Source organism: Barnesiella sp. An55, from assembly GCF_002161555.1.
GTDB classification, from domain to species: Bacteria; Bacteroidota; Bacteroidia; order Bacteroidales; family Barnesiellaceae; genus Barnesiella; species Barnesiella merdipullorum.
The window spans coordinates 51,037-71,791 of sequence record NZ_NFHZ01000006.1; the positions used below are offsets into that span (position 1 = coordinate 51,037).

Here is a 20,755-nt window from a genome sequence, read left to right on the forward strand (position 1 = left end):
GGTTCCACACACAACGATTCTACTCGCGACCCGTCAGCCGGGCGACGGCAAAGCGCACGGCAAACCACAGGTGGCGCAGGAAGGTGGGCACCGTGCCGTAGTAGCGGCACATGATCGTGTAGCGCTCGCGAAGCGAAGCCTTGCGATTGGCGGTAGTGACCCCTTCGTTGAGGTAGTCGATGAGGGTCTCGTGCGTGTTGGTAATCGTGCGGGCCACCTGTATGCAACGGATACACCAGTCGTAGTCGGCCGAGAAACGATACTGCAAGTCATATTCGGGCGCAATCGACCGACGCACCACAAAAGCCTGGTGGCACACCAGCATACCCATGCGAAAACTCTTGACCGTCAACACCTCGGGTGCCTGCAACCGACGCATGGCCACAAAGCGGCGCCGGTCATCGACGAGAGCCGTCTCGCCATAGACGATATCGGGGTCGTTTTTTTCGATGGAATGGGCGATTTTCTGCAACGTGTCGGGGCTGTGCAACGCATCGCCCGCATTCAGGAAGATAAGATAGCGACCCTTGGCTCGACGCAAACCCTTGTTCATGGCATCGTACAACCCCCGGTCGGGCTCGCTCACCACCGAAGTGACTGCCCGCGAAGCCCGGGCAAGGGCTACCGTGCCGTCGGTCGAAGCCCCATCGGCTATCAGATACTCATAGTCGGTAAAGGTTTGCCGTTCTACACTCTGCAACGTAGCGGGCAGCGTAGCCGCCGCGTTGAATGTAATCGTAATAATCGAGAAAAGCGGACTTTCCATGGCTCCTTACTTGATTAACAATTCGCTATACAACTGTTGATATTGCCGGGCAACCGTCTTCTCGGAGTAACGCGACAATGCCTCACTCCGCAGCCGTTCCCGTGGAATGTTCCCCCCCGATTCCAAAGCCCGGGCAATACCCTCGGCCAGGCTCTCGGCCGTGTGCTCGGGCACCAAATAGCCGGTCTCGCCGTGACGGATAATATCGGCCTGTCCGCTGTTCCCGAATGAGACCGGCATGCAGCCGCACGCCTGTGCCTCGGCCAACGTCTGCCCAAAGGTTTCGTAACTCGAAGCCGATACCGCCACATCGGCCGCCGAATAGAGCAGAGACATCTGCCGGGGGTTGTCAACCCAGCCGGCATCGGTATAACTGGTCGGTATCAGAGGATAGACCTCCTGCGGATTCTTTACCCGCCCGAAAAATACCAGGTGTATGCGATCTCGGTACTCCTGCCGCTCGAGCAGTAACCGCAGGGCCTCCATGAGCAGGGGGAACCCTTTTATGGGGTCGTCAACCCGAACGGCTCCGAAGAGGACGATGCGCTTATCGCGGGGCAGCGACAACCGCCTGCGACTCTCGTCGCGGTCGAGCAACTCGAATTGCGAGAGCGACAAGGTGTTGGGTATCACCTCGACACGTTTCCCAGCGAGCAGAGCACTCGCCCGGGCTTGCCGGGCCATCCAGTGACTCACGGCTACCCAGGTGACATCGGCCGGACGGAAGACCTCCATCTTCCGGCGGAAAACCCGGGCCGCCAGGTCGTGCTGCGAAGGATAACGCAAAAAACCACAATCGTGACAGGCACTTTTGAACCGATTGCAACCATGGGCATGATGACAAATCGAGGTGCACTCCCACATGTCATGCATGGTCCACACCACGGGTTTCCCCGAGCGGAATATGCGGTCGAGACTTTTCAACGAAAGGAGACCCTGATTTACCCAATGCAGATGGACAATGTCGGCCTCGCGGAAAGCATCCGTAGCGGTAATGTCGAAACCGGTAGAAGCCGTGGAAACCTTAAAGAGATTCTTTCGGCTAAAACCGTTGTTGACCCAAATTATGAGCCTCTCGAACAGAAACGAGAGGCGGCCTTTCCAATGCGGAACTACGGCAAAGGTGCGACTGTCGTCGCCATACTTGTCGAGCACCAGCATCGTGACCTCGACTCCCGCACGCGACAAAGCATCGCCCAGGCGGCGGGCGGCTATTGCGGCTCCCCCGTTACGGTCGGTGGTATTTACAATCAATACATTCATTGCATCACTCCTCCTGTTGTTTTATGCCCCAAAGTCACCCTTCAACGTGCGCTTGACCCGTCGCCAGGCTTTTGCCCAAAACGATTGCGTGCGCCCGTAGTAACGCTCCCAGGCTTTTCGGGCTTGGAGATTCTCGACGACCGGGGTAATCTTGTAAACCTTCAAAGGCGCCATATACAACTCCGAGTCATACAGATTCCCGCCACCGCAATTGGTGCCGCTACCGTCGAACCCGATGTTGCGGACCAGCGATCGCCCCACATTCAACGACAGGATATCGTTCAAGAAGAGCGAAGCATTCCAGCGAATGGCCCACGAATTGTTCTTCCCCTCGACCTGCCGGCGCAACATGCGGGTAAAGCGATATTTCCCGTTGAAATCGAAGGTGCGGCTCAACCGTTTGTCCTGCTCAAGAGCCCGCAACAAGGCGGCCCCATCGGGGTTGAAATAGCGCCAGGCACGCCGCCAGGTACCCCACCCCCAACTACCGGTAAACTTGATGAGGAAAATATCGGGCAACGAACGGTCGTGAGTAAAATCACAAGCCTGTATGTGGCCTACCCGCGGCTCGTCGCGATAAAGCTCGAGAGCGTCGTTCATGAAACGCAGGAAATAGGGAGCAACCACCAGGTCGTCTTCCAGCACAATCACCCGGTCGTACTGCTCCAGCAAGGTCGATACTCCGTCGATGACATTGGCGGCCAACCCCCGATTCTCGGGACGCTCCACCACCGTCACCCGTCGGAATTTCCACGGGCGGGCAATCACCTGCCGCACGGCTGCCACCGACGACTCACTGCCCGGCTTGGCCCCGTCGGCAAAGATATAGAGTTCGCTCTCGGCCGCCAACTCGTTCCGCTCCAAATACTCCAGGCAGGTGCAGGTGTGATCGGGCCGGTTATAGACAAACAATACAATGGGAGCACAGGTATTCATATCAATCTCATTTTTTTACCAGTTCGACTACCCGATGAGCAAAATGGTTCCAGCTGTTCTCTTCCAGGAACTCGCGATACCCCTCCCACGAGACAGGAGAGTCTTTGTATCGGGTTACAATTTCCTCGATATCCTTGTAATCCCGGAACGTATATACATTCAACCGTTTCTCTTGCGCATAGTCTCTGAATGAGCCCGTATCGGGACCTATCACCTTGGCCCCGAAAGATAGTGAGTCCATCAATGTGCCAGAACTCAATATGCTCTCTGGATTATAGGGAATCAAGACAAAAGCCGACTGTTCGATATAGCGGGCCAACTCCTCAAACGATAGTGCCCGGTTGATAAACGTAACCGTATCGGTCAGTTCGCTCGCAATTTCCTCGGCCAACGATTGAGACGAACAAGCCCCGGCAATACAAATTTTCAGTTCTTTACAAGGATTGTTTTTCAAATAGTGGATATATTCCATCACCCCTTTGTACCGGGAAATCTGCCCCCAAATGAGCAGATCATATACCTCCGGTTCCGTCGGTCGAGATTTGGGCAACCGGTTTTTTGTGGGATGATGCAGGAAACAGGTTTTCTCCCCAGCCCGCCGGTCATACCGCTTGGCCAAGTCGATTCCCTCCCGGGCATGTGTCAAAATCACATCGGAATGACGCGCGATAAAACGGGTCAAAAACCTTTTCTGCTTTGCATGTCCCTGCCGGTGAGGCTCCTTATTATGCAATACCCAAATGATTTTCCGCCCGCATATTTTCACCCCAAGCACCAGCAAGATGGCAACCACGGTTTGTATCGCTCCATATTTATAATCGGGAACATTTTCATACCAGTTAAACACAAACACATCACCCCAGTGCCTCATCGACAACAGGCTGAAAAGCGGATTTTTGTGCGGCGGATTAACGACCGTTGCTTCGCCCGTCTGCTCCAGAGAAGCGACAAAGTCCTGGATATAAGGGTTGGACTTTTGACCAGGCAGAACCCTCATCCGGGGAAAGACTGTAAATCGTATCTTGCGGTTATCACCTGTAACCATGAGCATCAAGATTATTGAATTGTATATTACAAAATTACCTCACACCTTCTCATGCCTCCCCTCCTTTCTGCAAACGAGCTTTGAGCATCGCCATCATCTCTTGCCACATCTCCAGTTTCAGCGCATAGGCACTACCCAGGTAGAGGATGGCATACACAACCGGCACCACGCACAGCCGCCACACGTTGCCCGGCAACAGCCAGTAAACTCCAGCCGAGACAATGGCCGAGGTCAGGGCCAGCAACAGATAGGGCAGTATGTCTTTGAAGTATTCGACATAACCGTAACCGATGAATCGCCGGGCAAAGAATATCGAGGCCACGAGCGACAGCACCGAATAGGAGACCCACCACCCGATGAGGTACATGATGCCCGTCGAATAAAACAGGGCGATGCCGATGAACAAATAGGCCTTCTTGCCAATCTCGAGCTGCAGGTTCAACCGCGAATAGCCCAGACTGTTGAAGAGGTCGTAGAAAAGAATGATAAAGGGCGAACAGATGCCCGACAGACACAGCAACCGGAAGTAAGGCACCGAGGGCAACCATTGCTCCTTGAGTACCAAAAGGATGAACGGATACGACACCACCACCATCAACAGCATGATGGGGAAGATGAAGAAGGAGATGGCCCGCACATTCTTTCGGCAGATGCGTTTGAGCCGCTGCAAATCGTCCTGCACGGTCGAGAAGACGGGGAATGCCACCGACCGGAATATATTACCGATGAGAGCCGATGCAATATCCTGATACTTATCGGCCTGTGTATAATAACCCGTCTGGGTCATGCCATAGAATTTACCGATGATAATGGGATATATCTTATTAAATACGTTGTTGATAATCCCCGAGATTACCAGGTTGGAACTGTACCCGAAAAACTCGCGCAACGACGCCATGCGAAATATCCATTGCGGCCTCCAGTCGTTGAACAGCCAGAAAAAGAGAGCCCGCAACACGGCCAGGCCCAACGTCTGGGTCACCAGCGACCACACCTCCATTCCACAATAGGCCATCACCACCGCTGCTACCGAGGCCAACCCCAAAGCCCACAGGTTGACCCGTGCACTCACCGAGAGCTTGAAATGCTTGAAAAGCAACGTCTGCTGGATGAGCGAGAGGGCATTCATCGGAATCACCAGGAAGAGTACCCGACAGATGAGTGTAAGGTCGGGCACATTGAAAAAATCGGCAATCAGCGGAGCCGCCGCATAGAGTAACCCGTAGAGCAGACAACTGATGGCGATATTGAGATAGAACACCGTGCTGTAGTCGGCCTGTGTGGCCTCCTTCTTGCGGATAAGCGCCGATGAAAAACCGCTGTCGATCAAGATACCCGAGAGCGCAATGAAGATGGTGAGTACCCCCACCTTCCCGTAGTCGGTAGGCGAAAGCTGGCGGGCCAGAATAATGCCGGCCACCAGATAGAACAGCTGCTGCCCCACCTTGTCGGCACTGCTCCACACGAGCGCCTTTGTCGTCTTTTTCTTCAAACTCTCTTCCATGTATCCAATGGCAGTCGATAACCTTCTGCCCTACAAAGATAGGAAAAGTCGAATGTAGAAAAACAAGCTTGCTTGATTTTTATACTGAGACGCATCCTATTTTATCCAGAGATAGTAAAAGGTGAGTGCAGTAGAATTTCCACAACAAAAAGTACACACATCCCTTCACTTTTCGTAATTTCGCGCCCGAAATCGAGAGTGTGAAACAATTTTAAAGGCTGTTTTCAGTTATTATAAATATCCGGGCTTTCGATATTCCTCTCGAAAAAGAGTCTGGGAAAGAGCGTATGCAGATTGTAAGAATCGTTGTTGTTGCCCTGTGCTGCCTGGTCTTTGCCACTGCAAAGGCCCAGATCGACACGCAGTTCAGCCAGTATTGGGCACTCCCCGGCTATTACAATCCGGCCGCTGCCGGCAGTACCGACAAACTGAACATACTCACCTCTACCCGGCAACAGTGGATAGGCATGCCAGGGGCTCCACAAACCTATTTCGTCACCGGCGACATGCCCTTTAAGTTTCTGAAACAGAATCACGGTGTAGGGCTGGTCGTCACCTCCGAGACCGAGGGTCTCTACTCCCATCTCATCGTGGGAGCGCAGTATGCTTTCAAACTGAAGTTGTGGAGCGGAGTCCTGAGTATGGGAGTACAGCTGGGCATGCTCGACGAGCGATTCGACGGAACCCAGGTGAGCATCCCCACAAGCGACTACCACCAGGCAACCGACGATGGCATACCCACTACCGAACTGCAAGGCATGACCTTCGACATGTCGTTTGGCGTGTGGTACACCCACCCCTGGTTCTACGCCGGCCTGTCGGTCTCGCACCTCAACGAGCCACACCTCACTTTTGAGGATAAATACGAAACCTATATCGGCCGATCCTATTATTTTATCGCCGGGAGCAATATTCCCATTAAAAACACGTTATATGAATTGCAGCCCTCCATGATGGTCAAGAGCAACCTCAACATCACACAATACGAGTTGTCATTCCGCGTGAAATACAACAAATTGTTTTGGGGAGGCCTCTCCTACCGCTGGAAAGATGCCTGCATATTTATGATAGGCGCCGAGTATAAAAACTTCATCGCGGGATATGCCTACGACTACCCGGTATCGGCTATTGTCAAAGCCAGTAGCGGAAGCCACGAGGTCTTTCTGGGATATCGTTTGAAACTCGACCTGTCGGACAAGAACAAGAACAAACATAAAAGCATACGCATAATGTAGCCTATGAAAAAGATAATCGTGTATATCACACTCGCCATTCTCTTGGCATCGTGCTCCCCCTCGTCGCGCCACAGCGGCGAAGTAACAGGTGTGGGAGGTACGGCATGGAGTGAGCCCACCCCCTACGGCATGGTACTCATCTCCCGCGGCTCGTATAAGATGGGGCCCGCCGAGAAAGACACGGTTTGGGGAACCCAGCAGGAGCCCCGATCGGTTTCGATCGACGCCTTCTGGATGGACGAGACCGAGATTACCAACTCGAAATACAAACAGTTTGTATTCTGGGTGCGCGACTCCATCATTCGCGAGCGTCTGGCCGACCCCGCTTATGGCGGAAACGAGGTGTTCAAAATCGAGGAAGACCGCGAAGGTAATCCCATCAAGCCCCGCCTCAACTGGGACAAGGCCATCCCCTGGCGCAACCCTACCGAGGATGAGGCACGCGCCATCGAAAGCGTGTATCGCATCAACCCCATCACCGGCGAGAAACAACTCGACGCCTCGCAGATGAACTATCGGTACGAAGTGTTTGACTACACCGAGGCCTCGAAGCGGAAAAACCGCCTCGACCCGGCCATGCGCGACCTCAATACCGACCACACTCCCAACTACGACGAAGTGGTGATGATATCGAAAGACACCGCCTATATCGACGACGACGGCCGCATCATCCGCGAGACCATCACCCGTCCGCTGGGCAGCGAGTTTGACTTCCTCAACACCTACATCGTCAACATCTACCCCGACACTACGGTGTGGGTCAACGACTTTGAAAACGCCTACAATGAACCCTATGTGCGACTCTACTTCTCGCATGCCGGCTACAACGACTACCCCGTGGTGGGTGTGTCGTGGGAACAGGCCAATGCCTTCTGTGCCTGGCGCACCTCCCTGCTCAGAGGGTCGCTGGGCCGCAATGCCGTGGTCATAGAGCCCTATCGACTCCCCACCGAAGCCGAGTGGGAATATGCCGCACGCGCCGGCAAGAGCGAAAACAAATATCCCTGGGCCGGCAACTTGCCGATGGCCGAAAAGGGATGCTTCTATGCCAACTTCAAACCCGACGACGGTAACTATGTGAAAGACGGCAACCTCATCACCTCGCCCGTGGGCTCCTACTCGCCCAACGAGTTCGGTCTCTACGACATGGCCGGCAACGTATCGGAGTGGACTTCGACGGCCTACACCGAAGCCATCTCGCAAAATACCAGTGACCTCAACCCCGAGTACAAGTACAACGCGGCCAAGGAAGATCCCTACCGCATGAAACGCAAGGTTGTGCGGGGCGGTTCGTGGAAAGATGTCTCCAACTTTATCCGTTCCGATATACGCATGTGGGAATATCAGAACGAACATCGCTCCTACATCGGGTTCCGCTGCGTGCGCTCCCAAATCGGGTTTGCCAAAGCTCGCCGATAATTCAAAACCCACCTATAAAAAACCAATCAGTCAAGGATCATGGGAAAGTACAAAAGATATAAAAACAGCATTGAAAAGTTCCTGTCGAGCGACAAGGGACAACGCTTTTTCAATTTTGCATACAGCTTAGGTGCCGCAGTCGTTATCTGGGGTGCCCTGTTCAAGATTCTGCACCTCCCCGGCGGCAGCCTGCTGCTGTCGATCGGTATGGGTACCGAGGTGCTCATGTTCATCCTCTCGGCCTTCGATACCCCGCCCAAGAGCTATCATTGGGAAGAGGTATTCCCCGTGCTGAACAGCAAGGATCCCGAAGACCGCCCCGACTTCTCGGGCGGCAAAGGCACCGTCATCATTGGCGGTAGCGGTAAAGGCGGGAACGGAGGAAACGGAGGAAACGGAGGAAACGGGAGCAATGGCGACCAGGGTGGATATGCCGGCGACAGCCTGCCCGACGTATCACCCTCGGAGGCCCGTCGAGCCGTGGGTATCCCCGAAGGCCTCAACCTGAGCGAAGCCGACACCCAAAGCCTCACCGAGAGCATCCAGAAGATGTCGGCCGCTGCCGACCAGCTCTCGCGTATGGCAGAACTCACCGACGCTACCCAGCAATACCTCACCCAACTCTCGGGTATCGCCGAGCAGATGGACCGGTTGCGCCAGACGACCGAAAGCCTCACCGCCGTATCGAACACCCTGTTGCAGTCCTACCGCAACATCACCGAAAACTCCGAGGGCATCTCGGACACGTCGCAAGGCTACGTTACCGGCATGGAGACACTCAACCGCAACATCAACGGCTTGAACACCATCTACGAAATACAACTGAAGAGCATCAGCTCGCAAATCGACAACATCGACCGCGTGAACACCGGTCTGCGCAACATACGCGACATGTACGAACGCTCGGCATCAGACAGTACCCGCTACTGCCAGGAGGCCGAAAAGATGACTCAATACATACAACAACTCAACTCGGTTTACGAAAAGATGATCACCGCCATGACCATCAACATGTACCGGCCCATGGGAGGCGCTCCCGCACCCGACCTGACCGAAAAACCGAAAGACGACACCGAACAAAAGTAACAACATGGCATCGAATAACAACAGACTTTCACCCCGGCAGAAGATGATAAACCTCATGTATATCGTCCTCACTGCCATGCTGGCTCTCAACGTGTCGTCCGATGTGCTCAACGGATTCAAGCAAGTTGAAGACGGATTGGAAAGATCTACCTCGAATGCTTCGCTCCAAAACGAGGCCCTCTACCAGAAGTTGGCCGCGTTCAACAGCCAGAACCCCGAAAAGGGTGGCCAGTGGTACCAGAAATCACTGGAGGTCAGACGCCAGACTGCAGAGCTGTACAACTATATCGATTCGCTCAAGACTCTCATCGTCAAGAAAGCCGACGGCAAAGATGGCGACGTGAACAATATCGAGCGTCAGGACGACCTCGAAGCCGCCTCCTACATCATGCTGTCGCCGGCCCAACGGAACGGTGTGAAGCTGAGAGAGAAGATCGACGAATACCGCACCCTCATCTGCGAATTCATGACCGACTCGGTGAAACGAGCCACCATCGAGAACTACCTCTCGACCTCGATTCACTCGGGGAAGACCCGCATACACAACCCGTCGTTGTGGGAGACCACCATGTTTGAGAATATGCCTGTCATCGCCGCCGTCACCATCCTCACCAAAATACAGAGCGATGTGCGCTACGCCGAAAGCGAGGCCCTGCACACCCTCATCACCAACATCGACGAGGGCGATGTGCGTGTGAACCAGCTCAACGCCTTTGTCATCCCCAACTCGAAGAACATCATACGGGGCGGTAAATACAGTGCCAACATCGTGCTGGCCGCCATCGACACGACTCAACGCCCGGCCATCTATATCAACGGCAAGCGCCTGCCCGACGAGAACAAGGGACTCTACGAAACCTTCTGCGGCAGCACCGGTATATTCGACTTCCAGGGCTATCTCGAAGTTCCCCGGGGCGACGGCACCATGACCCGCCACGAATTCTCATCGTCCTACACCGTGGTAGAGCCCAGTGCCACCATATCGGCCACGCTCATGAACGTGCTGTATGCCGGTATCGGCAACCCCATCAGCATCTCGGTACCCGGCATCCCCAACCACGCCATTCAGGCCACGATGACCAACGGCTCTCTCACCCGCCAGGGCGACAACTGGATTGCCAAACCCTCCCGGGTGGGACAGAACGCCGTCATCACCGTAACGGCTACCATCGACGGCCGTTCGCAAACGGTAGCCAACACCGAGTTCAGGGTGCGCCAACTGCCCGACCCCATGCCCTATATCGCCTACAAGGACGACAAGGGATATGAGCAGAAGTACAAGGGAGGCAAACCCTTCCCCAAAACCCGGCTTCTCGCCGCTCCCGGCATACAGGCTGCCATCGACGACGACCTGCTGAATGTATCGTATCGAGTACTGAGTTTCGAAACCGTATTTTTCGACTCGATGGGAAATGCCATCCCCGAAGTTTCCGACGGGGCCAACTTCTCCCAACGACAGAAAAACTCTTTCCGACGTCTGTCGAGAGGCAAGCGGTTTTACATATCAAGAGTGCGGGCCGTGGGTCCCGACGGTATAGAACGCGACCTCTCGCCTATCGAAGTAATTGTAAACTAAGGCTAACATCATGACATACAATCCAGCACATATGAATATCCTGATAAAAAGCTGCCTGACCCTCGGCCTGCTGCTCTCGACCGTGGGCGGTCATGCACAAGTAGTTAAGAAAAGCGATACCGACGACAGCAAGAAGACCAACAGCCAGCTGAGCGTGCGGGCCCAATCGCTCTACGACACCCAGGACGCATCGGATGCCGACATCCCCTGGATGCGGGTGATCTATCGGCAAATCGATCTCACCAAAGAGAAGAACCTGCCTCTCTACTACCCCGAAGAGTCCACCGAAAATCAGGAGAACCTCTTCAGAATCATCATGAAGCTACTGGCCAACAACCAAATAGCTGCCTATGAATACCTCGACGGGCGCGAAATCTTCACCGACGAATACCGCATCAAGGTACGCGAGATGTTCGACCGCTTCCACATACTCTATTCCGAGGCTAAGGGCTACTCCGAGAAGAATCCCCGCTTTACCATCGAAGAGAGCGATATCCCCTCCAACGAGGTCCTCTCGTACTACATCCTGGAGCGCTGGAAGTTCGACCGCCGCACCTCGCAGCTGAAACCCTCGATCGAGGCCATCTGCCCCGTACTGCACCGCACCGGCGACTTTGGCGGCGAAGCGGTAAGATACCCCATGTTCTGGGTCAAATACAACGATATACGCCCCTACATTGCCCGCCAGTATATCCTGGCCAGCAACGAGAACAACATCGCGCAGTACAACTACGACGACTACTTCCAGATGCGCATGTATGACGGAGAAATCTACAAGACTCAAAACCTGCGCAACCAGTCGCTCATGCAGATGTATCCCAACGACTCCATCCGCAAACAGGCTCAAGACAGCATCGAACTGCAATTGAAAAACTTCAACGACAACCTGTGGGTGCCCACTCCCGAAGAGCTGGCTAAAGCCCGCGAGGAACAAGAGGCCAAAGAGGCCAAGGCCAATGGCGAAGAGGTAAGCGCCGACAGCAAACAGGAGAAGGCCAAAAGCTCCTCTCGCTCGTCTCGAGCCAAACGGCAAAAAGAGGCCAAAGCCAAGAAACAGAAACAACCCAAGCAGCAGAAAGCCTCCTCGGCTCCTGTGCGATCGGTTCGTCGAACTCGCTAAGACACGATTTCATATATCGAGAGTCGCCTCCACTCGGGGGCGGCTTTTTTTATGGATTTCAATTTGTTCAGAACTTTTATCAACATTCGCCCATCACCCCGGCTCAAATCGGTTGCACGGCTCGAAGAGATGCCTTATCTTTGTAGGAAATAGAGTTTTATATGCAAATCGCTCCAAAAACAATCGATGCAATGCCCGATAACCAACTCCGGCAAGAGGATATTCCCATCTCTTTCGACGAGCCCGTCGCCAACGACGATGCCAGCCTTGGCATCTCGCCCGACCAGCTCACGGTTATCCTTTGCACACAAGGGAGAAAAAGCATACAAATCAACTTCTCGGACTATAGCCTCACCCCCGGAAGCCTTACGTTTCTTTACCCCAACTCCATGTGGCGTCCGCTCAAAACAAGCGACGACTTCAAGGCCTTCTACTTTTCCATCAAGGGAACCTCGGCCAAAGAGTGGAACGCCTTTATCGATCTCGATACGGTATTCTCCATCAGCTCCTACATAGCCAAGCATCCCTATACCCTGCTCTCGCCCGACGAAACCCGGGTAATAGAACAATACCTCACTCTTTTGAAAAATCGTCACGAGGCACAGGCCAATGCTACAATCATACGCTTCATTCTGTCGGCTTTTACCCTGGAGCTCAACAAGATATTTACCCTACGGGAAAAGAGCAACCGCTCCAAGATATCGCGTCAGGAAGATATCCTGTGGCGATTTCTCACCCTGCTCAAGCAATATCACAAGGAGGAACGAAGCGTCAACTTCTATGCCGACAAAATGTGCATATCGCCCAAACATCTCTCGGTGGTCATCAAGCAGATGAGCCACAAAACGGCCCATGAACTTATTGCCGACTTTGTAACCATGACCGCCAAACGGCTACTGAAAACCACAACCCTGAGTATCCAGGAAATTGCCTACGAACTGAACTTTGCCAACCAATCTTTCTTTGGTAAATTTTTCAAGCAGAACACCGGGCAATCACCCTCGGAATACCGTCGCAAATAATTGCAACATGATTAATCATCATTCACAAAAACAGATAATTATCCACATGAAGAACATGGCTTTGCTTCTATCGGCTATCTCCCTGCTTTCAGGCTCGACCTGGGCTCAAGAGCAGCAAAACCGGTTTGCCGAACTCACCAATCCCCGGCTCCTCGACATGGGCAAACTGCCCCCTCGTGCAACCTTTACCTCATATCACAGCGCGGCTTCGGCTCTGGCTGGAGACCGCGAGCAGGGCAGCGACTACCTGTCGTTGAATGGCAGTTGGCAATTCCACTATACCGAGCGTTTCGACGAACGTCCCACCGACGTCATGCAACCCGGCTACGACGCATCGGGCTGGGGCCATATCGAAGTCCCGGGTAACTGGGAGATGCAGGGATTCGGCGACCCCATCTATGTGAACATAGGCTATGAGTTTGTGTCGCCGGGATTCCCGCCTTATCTTGAGGCCCCCAACCCGCCGCTGGTACCCGAGTCGTGGAACCCCACCGGGAGTTATCGGCGGGAGTTCGACCTTCCTGCCTCGTGGCAAGGGAAACGCATCTTCCTCTGTGCCGAAGCCGTGAAAGGGGCTGCCTACTTTTACCTCAACGGAGAGTTCATAGGCATGTCGAAATCGGGTAAGGTGCCCGTGCAGTTCGACATCACCAACCAGGCACGCCCCGGCAAAAACTGTCTGGCCGTGCAGATGCACCGATTCTCCGATGCCACCTACCTCGAGGGGCAGGACTTCTGGAGGCTCACCGGCTTCGAACGCGACGTCTATCTCTATGCCCAACCACAAACCCGGGTGACCGACTTCGAAGTGTTGTCGCCACTCGACAGCACATACACCCGAGGACTGTTCCACCTGGACATAACCTTGCAAAACGACCGGGAAACCGCACAACCGATAACCGTCACTTATCAACTGACCGACGACTCGGCCGGCACTCCCCGAATCGTGGCCCAGGGCGAGCAAGCTCTCACCCTGGCAGCTCGCAGCTCGGGCCAAATCGACTTCGACACCACCATCGCCCCGGTCAAGGCCTGGACCGCCGAGACGCCCAACCTCTACACGCTACTCATTTCGACCCGCGACAATGGCGGCGAGAACAGCGAATACATCCCCTCGCGGGTTGGGTTCCGCACCGTCGAAATCAAGGACAAACAGTTGCTCGTCAACGGCCAGCCCATTCTCGTCAAAGGGGTGAACGTGCACGAACATGACCCTCGCACCGGCCACTATGTGACCGAAGAGACCATGCTCAAGGACTTTGAGCTCTGGGAAAAATACAACGTCAACACCCTGCGCACCTGCCACTATCCGCAGCAAAAGCGCTTTTACGAACTGTGCGACGAGTATGGCTTCTATGTCATCGACGAGGCCAACATCGAGTCGCACGGCATGGGATACGACCTGCGCAAGGGAGGTACCCTGGGCAACAACCCGCTCTATCTGGCTACCCACCTCGACCGGTTGCAGGATATGGTCGAGCGCGACAAGAACCACCCCTCGGTCATCATCTGGTCGCTCGGCAACGAGGCCGGCAACGGATACTGTTTCTACCACACCTACCTGTGGCTGAAGCAGCGCGACCCCTCGCGCCCCATCCAGTACGAACGGGCTCAACGCGAATGGAACACCGACATCTATTGCCCCATGTACACCTCGCCCGAGGGCATTGAGCGATATGCCCTCGACCCGACGGCCACACGGCCCCTTATCCTGTGCGAGTATGCCCACGCCATGGGCAACAGCCTGGGCAACTTCCAGGACTACTGGGATATAATCGAGAAGTACGACCTGCTGCAAGGCGGCTGTATCTGGGACTGGGTCGATCAGGGACTGGAGAAGACCAACGCCCGGGGCGAGAAATTCTGGGCCTACGGTGGCGACTATGGGGCGACCGGAACCCCCTCCGACGGCAACTTCTGCATCAACGGCATCGTCTATCCCGACCGCCGCATCAAACCCCAAACCATCGAGATGGGCAAGGTGTACCAGAACATCAAGTTCCTCAACTTCGACCCCGAGGCCGGGACTATCGACGTGAAAAACGAATTCTTCTTCACCCCGCTCGACAAATACGACTTCGTCTATACGGTCAAGGGCAACGGCAAGACTCTGAAGACGGGACGGTTTGCCCTGTCGCTGCCACCCCGCCAGCAGAAGACCGTCGCCCTGAAGGGATTGCCCGCCATGAAAGAGACTTCGGTCGATTACCGCATCGAGTTTGAAGCCCGGCTGAAAAAGGCCGAGCCTTTCCTGCCACAAGGCTATGCCATAGCTCGCGAGCAGTTGGCCGTGAAAACGGCCGTGAAACCTGTGGCCAAACCCTCAAACGAAACAATCACTCAAAGCGAGAGTGGCAACGAAGTGCGCTTCTCGGGCAAACAGTTCGATATCACCTTCGACAAGACCACCGGTCTGATGACCTCCTACCGCTACAAGGGTTGTGAATATCTGCTCGACGGTTTCGGTCCCCGCCCCAGCTTCTGGCGAGCCCCCACCGACAACGACTACGGCTACAATTCGCCCCAACAGCTGGGCACCTGGAAAGAGGCATCGCAACAGGTTCCCGAGGCCCGGTCGTTCACCATCGAACCAGGCGACGGTAACCACCCGCGCATCATCACCCGATATGCCTATGCGCAAACCGGGGCCGAATGGACTACCACCTACACGCTGCTGGGCAACGGTGTAATCAAGGTCGATAATACCCTCACGTTTGACAATCCTCGCGCCCCCATGATTCCCCGGGTAGGCTTGCGCATGCAACTGCCATCCTCATTCACTCACCTCGAATACTACGGCCGAGGCCCGTGGGAGAACTACATCGACCGCCGCACCAGCTGTTTCGTGGGTCGCTACCAGGCCGAGATTGCCGACCTCTACGAGCCCTATGTACGGCCACAGGAGAACAACCACCGCACCGACGTGAGCTGGCTGGCCCTCTCGGGTGACCCTGGTAAACTGCTTATCGTGGCCGACTCGCTTGTCGAATTCAATGCTTCGAACTATACCCTCGAATCGCTCGACAGCGGCAACTCCCGCGACGATGGACGCCAGCGTCCCGAGAACCCGCAACAACGCCACTGCTGCGACCCCAAGCCGGCACAACTCGTCGATCTCTTCATCGACTACCGCATGATGGGCCTGGGAGGCGACGACTCGTGGGGAGCCAAACCGCACAAACGCTACCAGATAAACCCTGCCGACGGAACGATTACCTATGGGTTTACCCTCGTCCCGCTCGCCAAGAACGCTTCGATAGACCGTGCCATCAAACAATATTAAACCATACCGGTCGCACTTGGGAGAATCTGCTCCCGAGTGCGACGCCCTAAAAAGAATCAAAAAGGAATGAATCGATTGACCTATCTGCTTTTAGCACTCTCGCTCCTGCTCGTCAGCTCGTGCAGCCTGTTCAAAGAGTTAAACCTCACCTCCGACGATGTAACCCGCATGACCTCCGAATGTTTCGACGACGACTACGACCTGGTCTATTACTCGACCCTGTCGCTGCTCCAGGCCGAACAGTTTACCATTGTCGAGGCCAACAAAGAGAGCGGTATCATACGAGGCATGCAATATACCGAGCGCGACGATGTGGAGTGGAACCTGAAGGCCTTTGGCGAAGCCACCGAACGCGAATCGACCGAGGCGGTATTTCTCGTGCTGCCTCTCCCCTCGAAGCAAACCGAGGTGAAACTCTCGCTCTACCGCAACGCACTGGTCGTCACCCGCAAGAACGGTCATAACCAAAAGCAGGACTCCCGCACCATGCTACTCACCGAATCGACCTATCACAAGTGGCTCAACAAACTGAAAGCCGAAATCAAACGACGCAAACGACTTTCGTAAAAACAGCGCGCAAACAACCCTGAATATAATATCAACACAACGTTATGTCTAATCTATTTGAATTAAACAAATACGAAAGTCAAGTAGATACCCATGTCACTATCTGCTTCATCCTGTCGGCCCTGAGCGACTGGGCTTCGCCAATAGCTTGGATAGGACTGGCAGCCTGCACGGTACTGCTCTGCCAATTGGTCTATTATCCCTTCTGGTGCAAGCGAAACGACGAATCCCTGTTCGTGCCCTGGTGGATTCTCTCTCTGCTTTACTGGTGTGTATTCGTTTATTGGACAGGACATCTTTTAATTCCATAGTATGAAAAAGAAAAGTAAATCGGTTATCCGCCTGAAATATATCGAACTGATTGCATTTGTCGAGACGGGATTTGCTTGCCTCTGCCTCATCTTGGGACACTCGTGGCTCATTGCCCTGTCGATAGCTCTGTTTCTGATACCGCTGTGGGGCCTCATCACCCATCGCCGCTGGTGCCGGAAACACAACGAACCCTATTCCAACTGGGAACTGCTCTATACCGTCGTTGCCTGGGTGGTATATGTATGTATAATCCTGGTCATCTATTTCCGCTTCGTCGAATAGGAGAGAGACCCGATAAATACCCCATCACTACTTTTATCACTCAGACTTGGTGTTTCCACAAAACGACCCGAAATAGCTCTCCCATCAAATGAGGGGCAACCGGGTATAATCTCGAGTGCAAGGAGACTCCCCATGGTCATTCCTCGTTACGACGCGGAATCCAGAGATACCGACAAAGGGTCGGATAGAGTACGGAAAACAAAAATCGCCCGATAGAGGATTCTCTATCGGGCGGTTTCATCTGGAGCGGAAGACGAGGCTCAAACTCGCGACCCTCAGCTTGGAAGGCTGATGCTCTATCAACTGAGCTACTTCCGCAGGCTTTTGGTGGGCAAAGATGGATTCGAACCACCGAAGGCGAAAGCCAGCAGATTTACAGTCTGCCCCATTTGGCCACTCTGGAATTTGCCCTAAAAGCGTGTGCAAAGATAGTACGCTTTATTTTAATTTGCAAACGAAATCGTGCATTTTTATCGCTGCCACGGCAGCCTCGTCGCCCTTGTTACCCAACCGGCCACCGGCCCGGTCGCGTGCCTGCTCCATGGTATCGGTGGTGAGTACACCAAAGATGAAGGGTATCCCAAAAAGGGTATTGAGGTGGGTGATTCCCTGCGTGACGCTTTGGCACACATAGTCGAAGTGCGGGGTGTCGCCACGCACCACACAGCCAATGGCAATGACGGCATCGGGTTGATAAAACTCGGCCATCTGCTGCGAGGCAAATGTCAGCTCGATGGTTCCCGGCACACGGGCTACAAAGATATTCTCTTCTTTCACGCCGTTGCGCATGAGGGTATCGACTGCCCCTTTGAGCAGGGCATCGGTAATCTCGGCGTTCCACTCGGCGGCGGCAATAGCCACTTTCATGTCCGACGCATCGGGCATGCTGTTGGCATCATAATCCGATAAGTTGTGATAGGCAGTAGCCATAGGTAAATCTTCTTTTTTGAAAATAAGGCCGCCTTTCGTGTGGAGAGACGGCCTTATTTATAGGGTTAATAGATTGATTACTTGTTTTGGATACGCTCGATATAGCGATCGATGCTGCGGGCCTCGTTTGAGGTAGGATATTTGTCCTTAATCTCCTGGTAGAGTTTCAGGGCAGCCTCTTGGTTACCCAGCTTCTCATACACGGCAGCAGCCTTTTTGAGGTAAACGGGGCTGAACACGTCGTTGTCGGAAGCCTTGGCAGCTTTCTCGAAATAGCTTACGCTCTCTTCGTATTTGTCCATATCGACCAGGCAGTTACCGATAGCAGCTGTCATGGCAGGAGCAAGAACCGATTCGTCGGCACTGAATTTGGCGAGATATTTCTGAGCCGTTTCGTATTCGCCTTTTTCGTAATAGGCCAGACCCAGGTAGGCATTGGCCAGATTACCGGCATCCGTCGAACCGTATTGATCGGCAACGGTCAACAGGCCGTCAAATTTTTCGTTACCATTGATTGCCAGGTCGAGCGAGTCGTTTTCAAACGCCATCACAGCCTGATACATTGCGGCTTGTGCCTTGTCTTCGCGGGGCAACAGGTAGAAGTGACGCACACCCAGTATGGCACCAATCACAACCACTACAATGAGCAGGCCCCACAGCAGGGGGTTCTGATACTTTTCAACAAACTGTTCCGACATCGAGAGAGCTTCGTTCATTTTCTCAAGCTCGTCTTTTTCTTTTTCTGCCATATTTTTCTTGTCTTTTAATTATTTTTTATCCTCATGCAAACCCTTATAGGGGAATTTGAGTGACAAAAGTAACTTATTTCTTTTTATAAATAAAATTTCATCTTCATTTTTTTGTGGCTGAACCGCTAATAGCGTGCATGAAACCTGTTTTTCGACGCATATCGCCATCGGAGTCCTACTATTTCGCCATCGGTTTTGTGTGCGAAAAAGAAAAAGTTTGCGTATGTTTGTAGAAACAAAACGATAGATTCGACATGATTCTCTCCCGATTATCGATAGTCAATTTCAAAAATATTGCTCAGGCCGATTTGCACTTCTCGCCCAACGTCAACTGCTTCCTGGGCAACAACGGTATGGGGAAGAGCAATCTGCTCGATGCCATCTATTACCTCTCGTTTTGCAAAAGCTACACCCGCAACCCCGACTCGCAGAACATTCGCCACGGCGAGGATTTCTTTGTCGTGCAGGGATACTACGAGCGCAACGGCAACGACGAGGAGTTGTATTGCGGCATCAAGCGCCGGCAAAAGAAGACGTTCAAGCGCAACAAGAAGGAGTATGACCGCCTGTCGGACCACATCGGGTTTGCCCCGCTGGTGCTCTCGACCCCCTCAGACCAGGAGCTGATTCTGGGCGGGAGCGAAGAGCGGCGCAAGTTCATCGACCAGGTTATCAGCCAGTTCGACAAGCCCTACCTGGGCTCGCTCATCCGCTACAACAAGGCTCTTGAGCAACGCAATGCGCTGTTGCGGCAGGAGTGTACCGACGAGATGCTCTACGACATCTGGGAGGTGCAGATGGACAGTACCGCCGCCGAAATCTACGAAAGCCGCCGGCAGTTTCTGCAAGCCTTCATCCCCGTGTTTCGCCGCTTCTACGGTGAGATTTCGTCGCAGAACGAGGCGGCCGACCTGGTCTATACCTCGCATCTGGCCGACGGAGCACTACTGCCCCAGCTGAAAGCTTCGCGCCAGCGCGACCTCATCCTGGGCTATACTACCCGGGGCATACACCGCGACGACATGGAGATGATGCTGGGCAACTATCCCATGAAGCGCATCGGCTCGCAAGGGCAGTGCAAGACCTACCTGATAGCCCTGCGGCTGGCTCAATACGATTTCCTACGCGGACAGGGCGACACCGTCCCGCTGCTGCTGCTCGACGATATCTTCGACAAGCTCGACGCCGAGCGAGTGAAACAGATCGTCCGGCTCGTATCGTCGGAGCACTTCGGGCAGATATTCATTACCGATACCAACCGTCAGTATCTCGACGACATCATACAATCAATAGGTTCGCAATACAGCATCTTCTCGGTCAACCGAGGGGAGTTTGAAGTTTTGGAGGGAAACGCATCATGAAAAAACGAGAACCGCTCTCGATTGGAGAGATTATCGGCCAGTTCATTGCCGAGAACAAAATGGGACAAAAACTCGACGAGACCCAGGTCATGCGTCTGTGGCCCCGCATCGCCGGCGAAACGGCAAATGCCTACACCCAGTCGATGTATGTGCGCAACCGCATCCTCTATGTGCACCTCACCTCGGCCGTGCTGCGCAACGAGCTGATGTTGCTGAGGAGCGAACTGTTGCGTCGCTTCAACGACGAGTTTGGCCACCCGGTCATCGACAACATCATCTTCAGATAAAACCCATACGCG

19 protein-coding genes and 2 tRNA genes are annotated in these 20,755 nt (G+C 54.0%); 12 read left to right on the forward strand and 9 right to left on the reverse strand.

What is annotated here, in order from left to right; all coding sequences use genetic code 11:
* Positions 1 to 19: 19 nt before the first annotated feature.
* Genes B5G10_RS05145 through B5G10_RS05165 form a run of 5 tightly spaced genes read right to left on the reverse strand, consistent with a single transcriptional unit; the run spans position 20 to position 5,514 of the window.
* Positions 20 to 766, reverse strand: a complete 747-nt coding sequence (locus tag B5G10_RS05145) for a glycosyltransferase family 2 protein (RefSeq protein WP_087423674.1) — start codon at positions 764 to 766, stop codon at positions 20 to 22.
* A 6-nt stretch (positions 767 to 772) separates the two neighbouring features.
* The gene (locus tag B5G10_RS05150; RefSeq protein ID WP_087423675.1) at positions 773 to 2,029 is read right to left on the reverse strand and encodes a glycosyltransferase; all 1,257 of its coding nucleotides are present in this window, start codon (positions 2,027 to 2,029) and stop codon (positions 773 to 775) included.
* Positions 2,030 to 2,050: 21 nt separating this feature from the next.
* Positions 2,051 to 2,965 carry a glycosyltransferase gene (locus B5G10_RS05155; RefSeq protein ID WP_087423676.1) on the reverse strand — a complete coding sequence of 305 codons (915 nt, stop codon included), beginning with the start codon at positions 2,963 to 2,965 and terminating at the stop codon, positions 2,051 to 2,053.
* Positions 2,966 to 2,972: 7 nt separating this feature from the next.
* Positions 2,973 to 4,010, reverse strand: a complete 1,038-nt coding sequence (locus tag B5G10_RS05160; RefSeq protein ID WP_241147715.1) for an exopolysaccharide biosynthesis protein — start codon at positions 4,008 to 4,010, stop codon at positions 2,973 to 2,975.
* A gap of 49 nt (positions 4,011 to 4,059) precedes the next feature.
* Positions 4,060 to 5,514, reverse strand: a complete 1,455-nt coding sequence (locus B5G10_RS05165) for a lipopolysaccharide biosynthesis protein (protein WP_087423677.1) — start codon at positions 5,512 to 5,514, stop codon at positions 4,060 to 4,062.
* A gap of 287 nt (positions 5,515 to 5,801) precedes the next feature.
* Between B5G10_RS05165 and B5G10_RS05170 the strand changes: the two genes are divergently transcribed.
* The 10 genes from B5G10_RS05170 (at position 5,802) to B5G10_RS05210 (ending at position 17,416) form a co-directional block, all read left to right on the forward strand.
* Positions 5,802 to 6,749, forward strand: coding sequence for a type IX secretion system membrane protein PorP/SprF (locus B5G10_RS05170; protein ID WP_241147716.1), 948 nt, complete (start codon positions 5,802 to 5,804; stop codon positions 6,747 to 6,749).
* A gap of 3 nt (positions 6,750 to 6,752) precedes the next feature.
* A complete protein-coding gene (locus B5G10_RS05175) occupies positions 6,753 to 8,168 on the forward strand; it encodes an SUMF1/EgtB/PvdO family nonheme iron enzyme (protein ID WP_087423679.1) in 1,416 nt (471 codons plus the stop codon).
* 39 nt (positions 8,169 to 8,207) lie between these two features.
* Positions 8,208 to 9,254: a gliding motility protein GldL gene (gldL, locus tag B5G10_RS05180; protein WP_087423680.1), complete on the forward strand. Its 1,047-nt coding sequence runs from the start codon at positions 8,208 to 8,210 to the stop codon at positions 9,252 to 9,254.
* Between the two features lie 4 nt (positions 9,255 to 9,258).
* Positions 9,259 to 10,830 (forward strand): gliding motility protein GldM, encoded by a 1,572-nt coding sequence (gldM, locus tag B5G10_RS05185; RefSeq protein WP_087423681.1) that lies wholly within the window; start codon positions 9,259 to 9,261, stop codon positions 10,828 to 10,830.
* 31 nt (positions 10,831 to 10,861) lie between these two features.
* The gene (gene gldN, locus B5G10_RS05190) at positions 10,862 to 11,950 is read left to right on the forward strand and encodes a gliding motility protein GldN (protein ID WP_241147717.1); all 1,089 of its coding nucleotides are present in this window, start codon (positions 10,862 to 10,864) and stop codon (positions 11,948 to 11,950) included.
* A gap of 161 nt (positions 11,951 to 12,111) precedes the next feature.
* Positions 12,112 to 12,972, forward strand: a complete 861-nt coding sequence (locus B5G10_RS05195) for a helix-turn-helix domain-containing protein (protein ID WP_087423683.1) — start codon at positions 12,112 to 12,114, stop codon at positions 12,970 to 12,972.
* 46 nt (positions 12,973 to 13,018) lie between these two features.
* Complete coding sequence (locus B5G10_RS05200; protein ID WP_087423684.1) at positions 13,019 to 16,255, forward strand: glycoside hydrolase family 2 TIM barrel-domain containing protein; 3,237 nt, start codon at positions 13,019 to 13,021, stop codon at positions 16,253 to 16,255.
* Positions 16,256 to 16,321: 66 nt separating this feature from the next.
* Entirely contained in the window at positions 16,322 to 16,822 is a 501-nt protein-coding gene (locus B5G10_RS05205) for a hypothetical protein (protein WP_143241070.1), read from the forward strand.
* 44 nt (positions 16,823 to 16,866) lie between these two features.
* Entirely contained in the window at positions 16,867 to 17,133 is a 267-nt protein-coding gene (locus B5G10_RS12545; protein WP_143241071.1) for a hypothetical protein, read from the forward strand.
* A gap of 1 nt (position 17,134) precedes the next feature.
* Positions 17,135 to 17,416 carry a hypothetical protein gene (locus tag B5G10_RS05210; RefSeq protein WP_087423686.1) on the forward strand — a complete coding sequence of 94 codons (282 nt, stop codon included), beginning with the start codon at positions 17,135 to 17,137 and terminating at the stop codon, positions 17,414 to 17,416.
* 242 nt (positions 17,417 to 17,658) lie between these two features.
* Here the strand turns inward: B5G10_RS05210 and B5G10_RS05215 are convergent.
* From B5G10_RS05215 to B5G10_RS05230, 4 genes are all read right to left on the reverse strand, one after another.
* Positions 17,659 to 17,734: transfer RNA gene (locus tag B5G10_RS05215), tRNA-Gly, on the reverse strand.
* Positions 17,735 to 17,741: 7 nt separating this feature from the next.
* Positions 17,742 to 17,827 (reverse strand) — tRNA-Tyr (locus B5G10_RS05220).
* 27 nt (positions 17,828 to 17,854) lie between these two features.
* Positions 17,855 to 18,346, reverse strand: a complete 492-nt coding sequence (ribH, locus tag B5G10_RS05225; protein WP_087423687.1) for a 6,7-dimethyl-8-ribityllumazine synthase — start codon at positions 18,344 to 18,346, stop codon at positions 17,855 to 17,857.
* A gap of 77 nt (positions 18,347 to 18,423) precedes the next feature.
* Positions 18,424 to 19,095, reverse strand: coding sequence for a tetratricopeptide repeat protein (locus B5G10_RS05230; RefSeq protein ID WP_087423688.1), 672 nt, complete (start codon positions 19,093 to 19,095; stop codon positions 18,424 to 18,426).
* Positions 19,096 to 19,349: 254 nt separating this feature from the next.
* On the opposite strand from B5G10_RS05230, the gene recF reads away from it, so the two are divergent.
* Together recF and B5G10_RS05240 are read left to right on the forward strand one after the other, a co-directional pair.
* On the forward strand, positions 19,350 to 20,456 hold the full coding sequence (gene recF, locus B5G10_RS05235) for a DNA replication and repair protein RecF (RefSeq protein WP_087423689.1): 1,107 nt from the start codon (positions 19,350 to 19,352) through the stop codon (positions 20,454 to 20,456).
* The gene (locus tag B5G10_RS05240) at positions 20,453 to 20,743 is read left to right on the forward strand and encodes a DUF721 domain-containing protein (RefSeq protein ID WP_087423690.1); all 291 of its coding nucleotides are present in this window, start codon (positions 20,453 to 20,455) and stop codon (positions 20,741 to 20,743) included. Before recF ends, B5G10_RS05240 begins: the two co-directional genes overlap by 4 nt.
* The last annotated feature ends 12 nt before the right edge of the window (positions 20,744 to 20,755 follow it).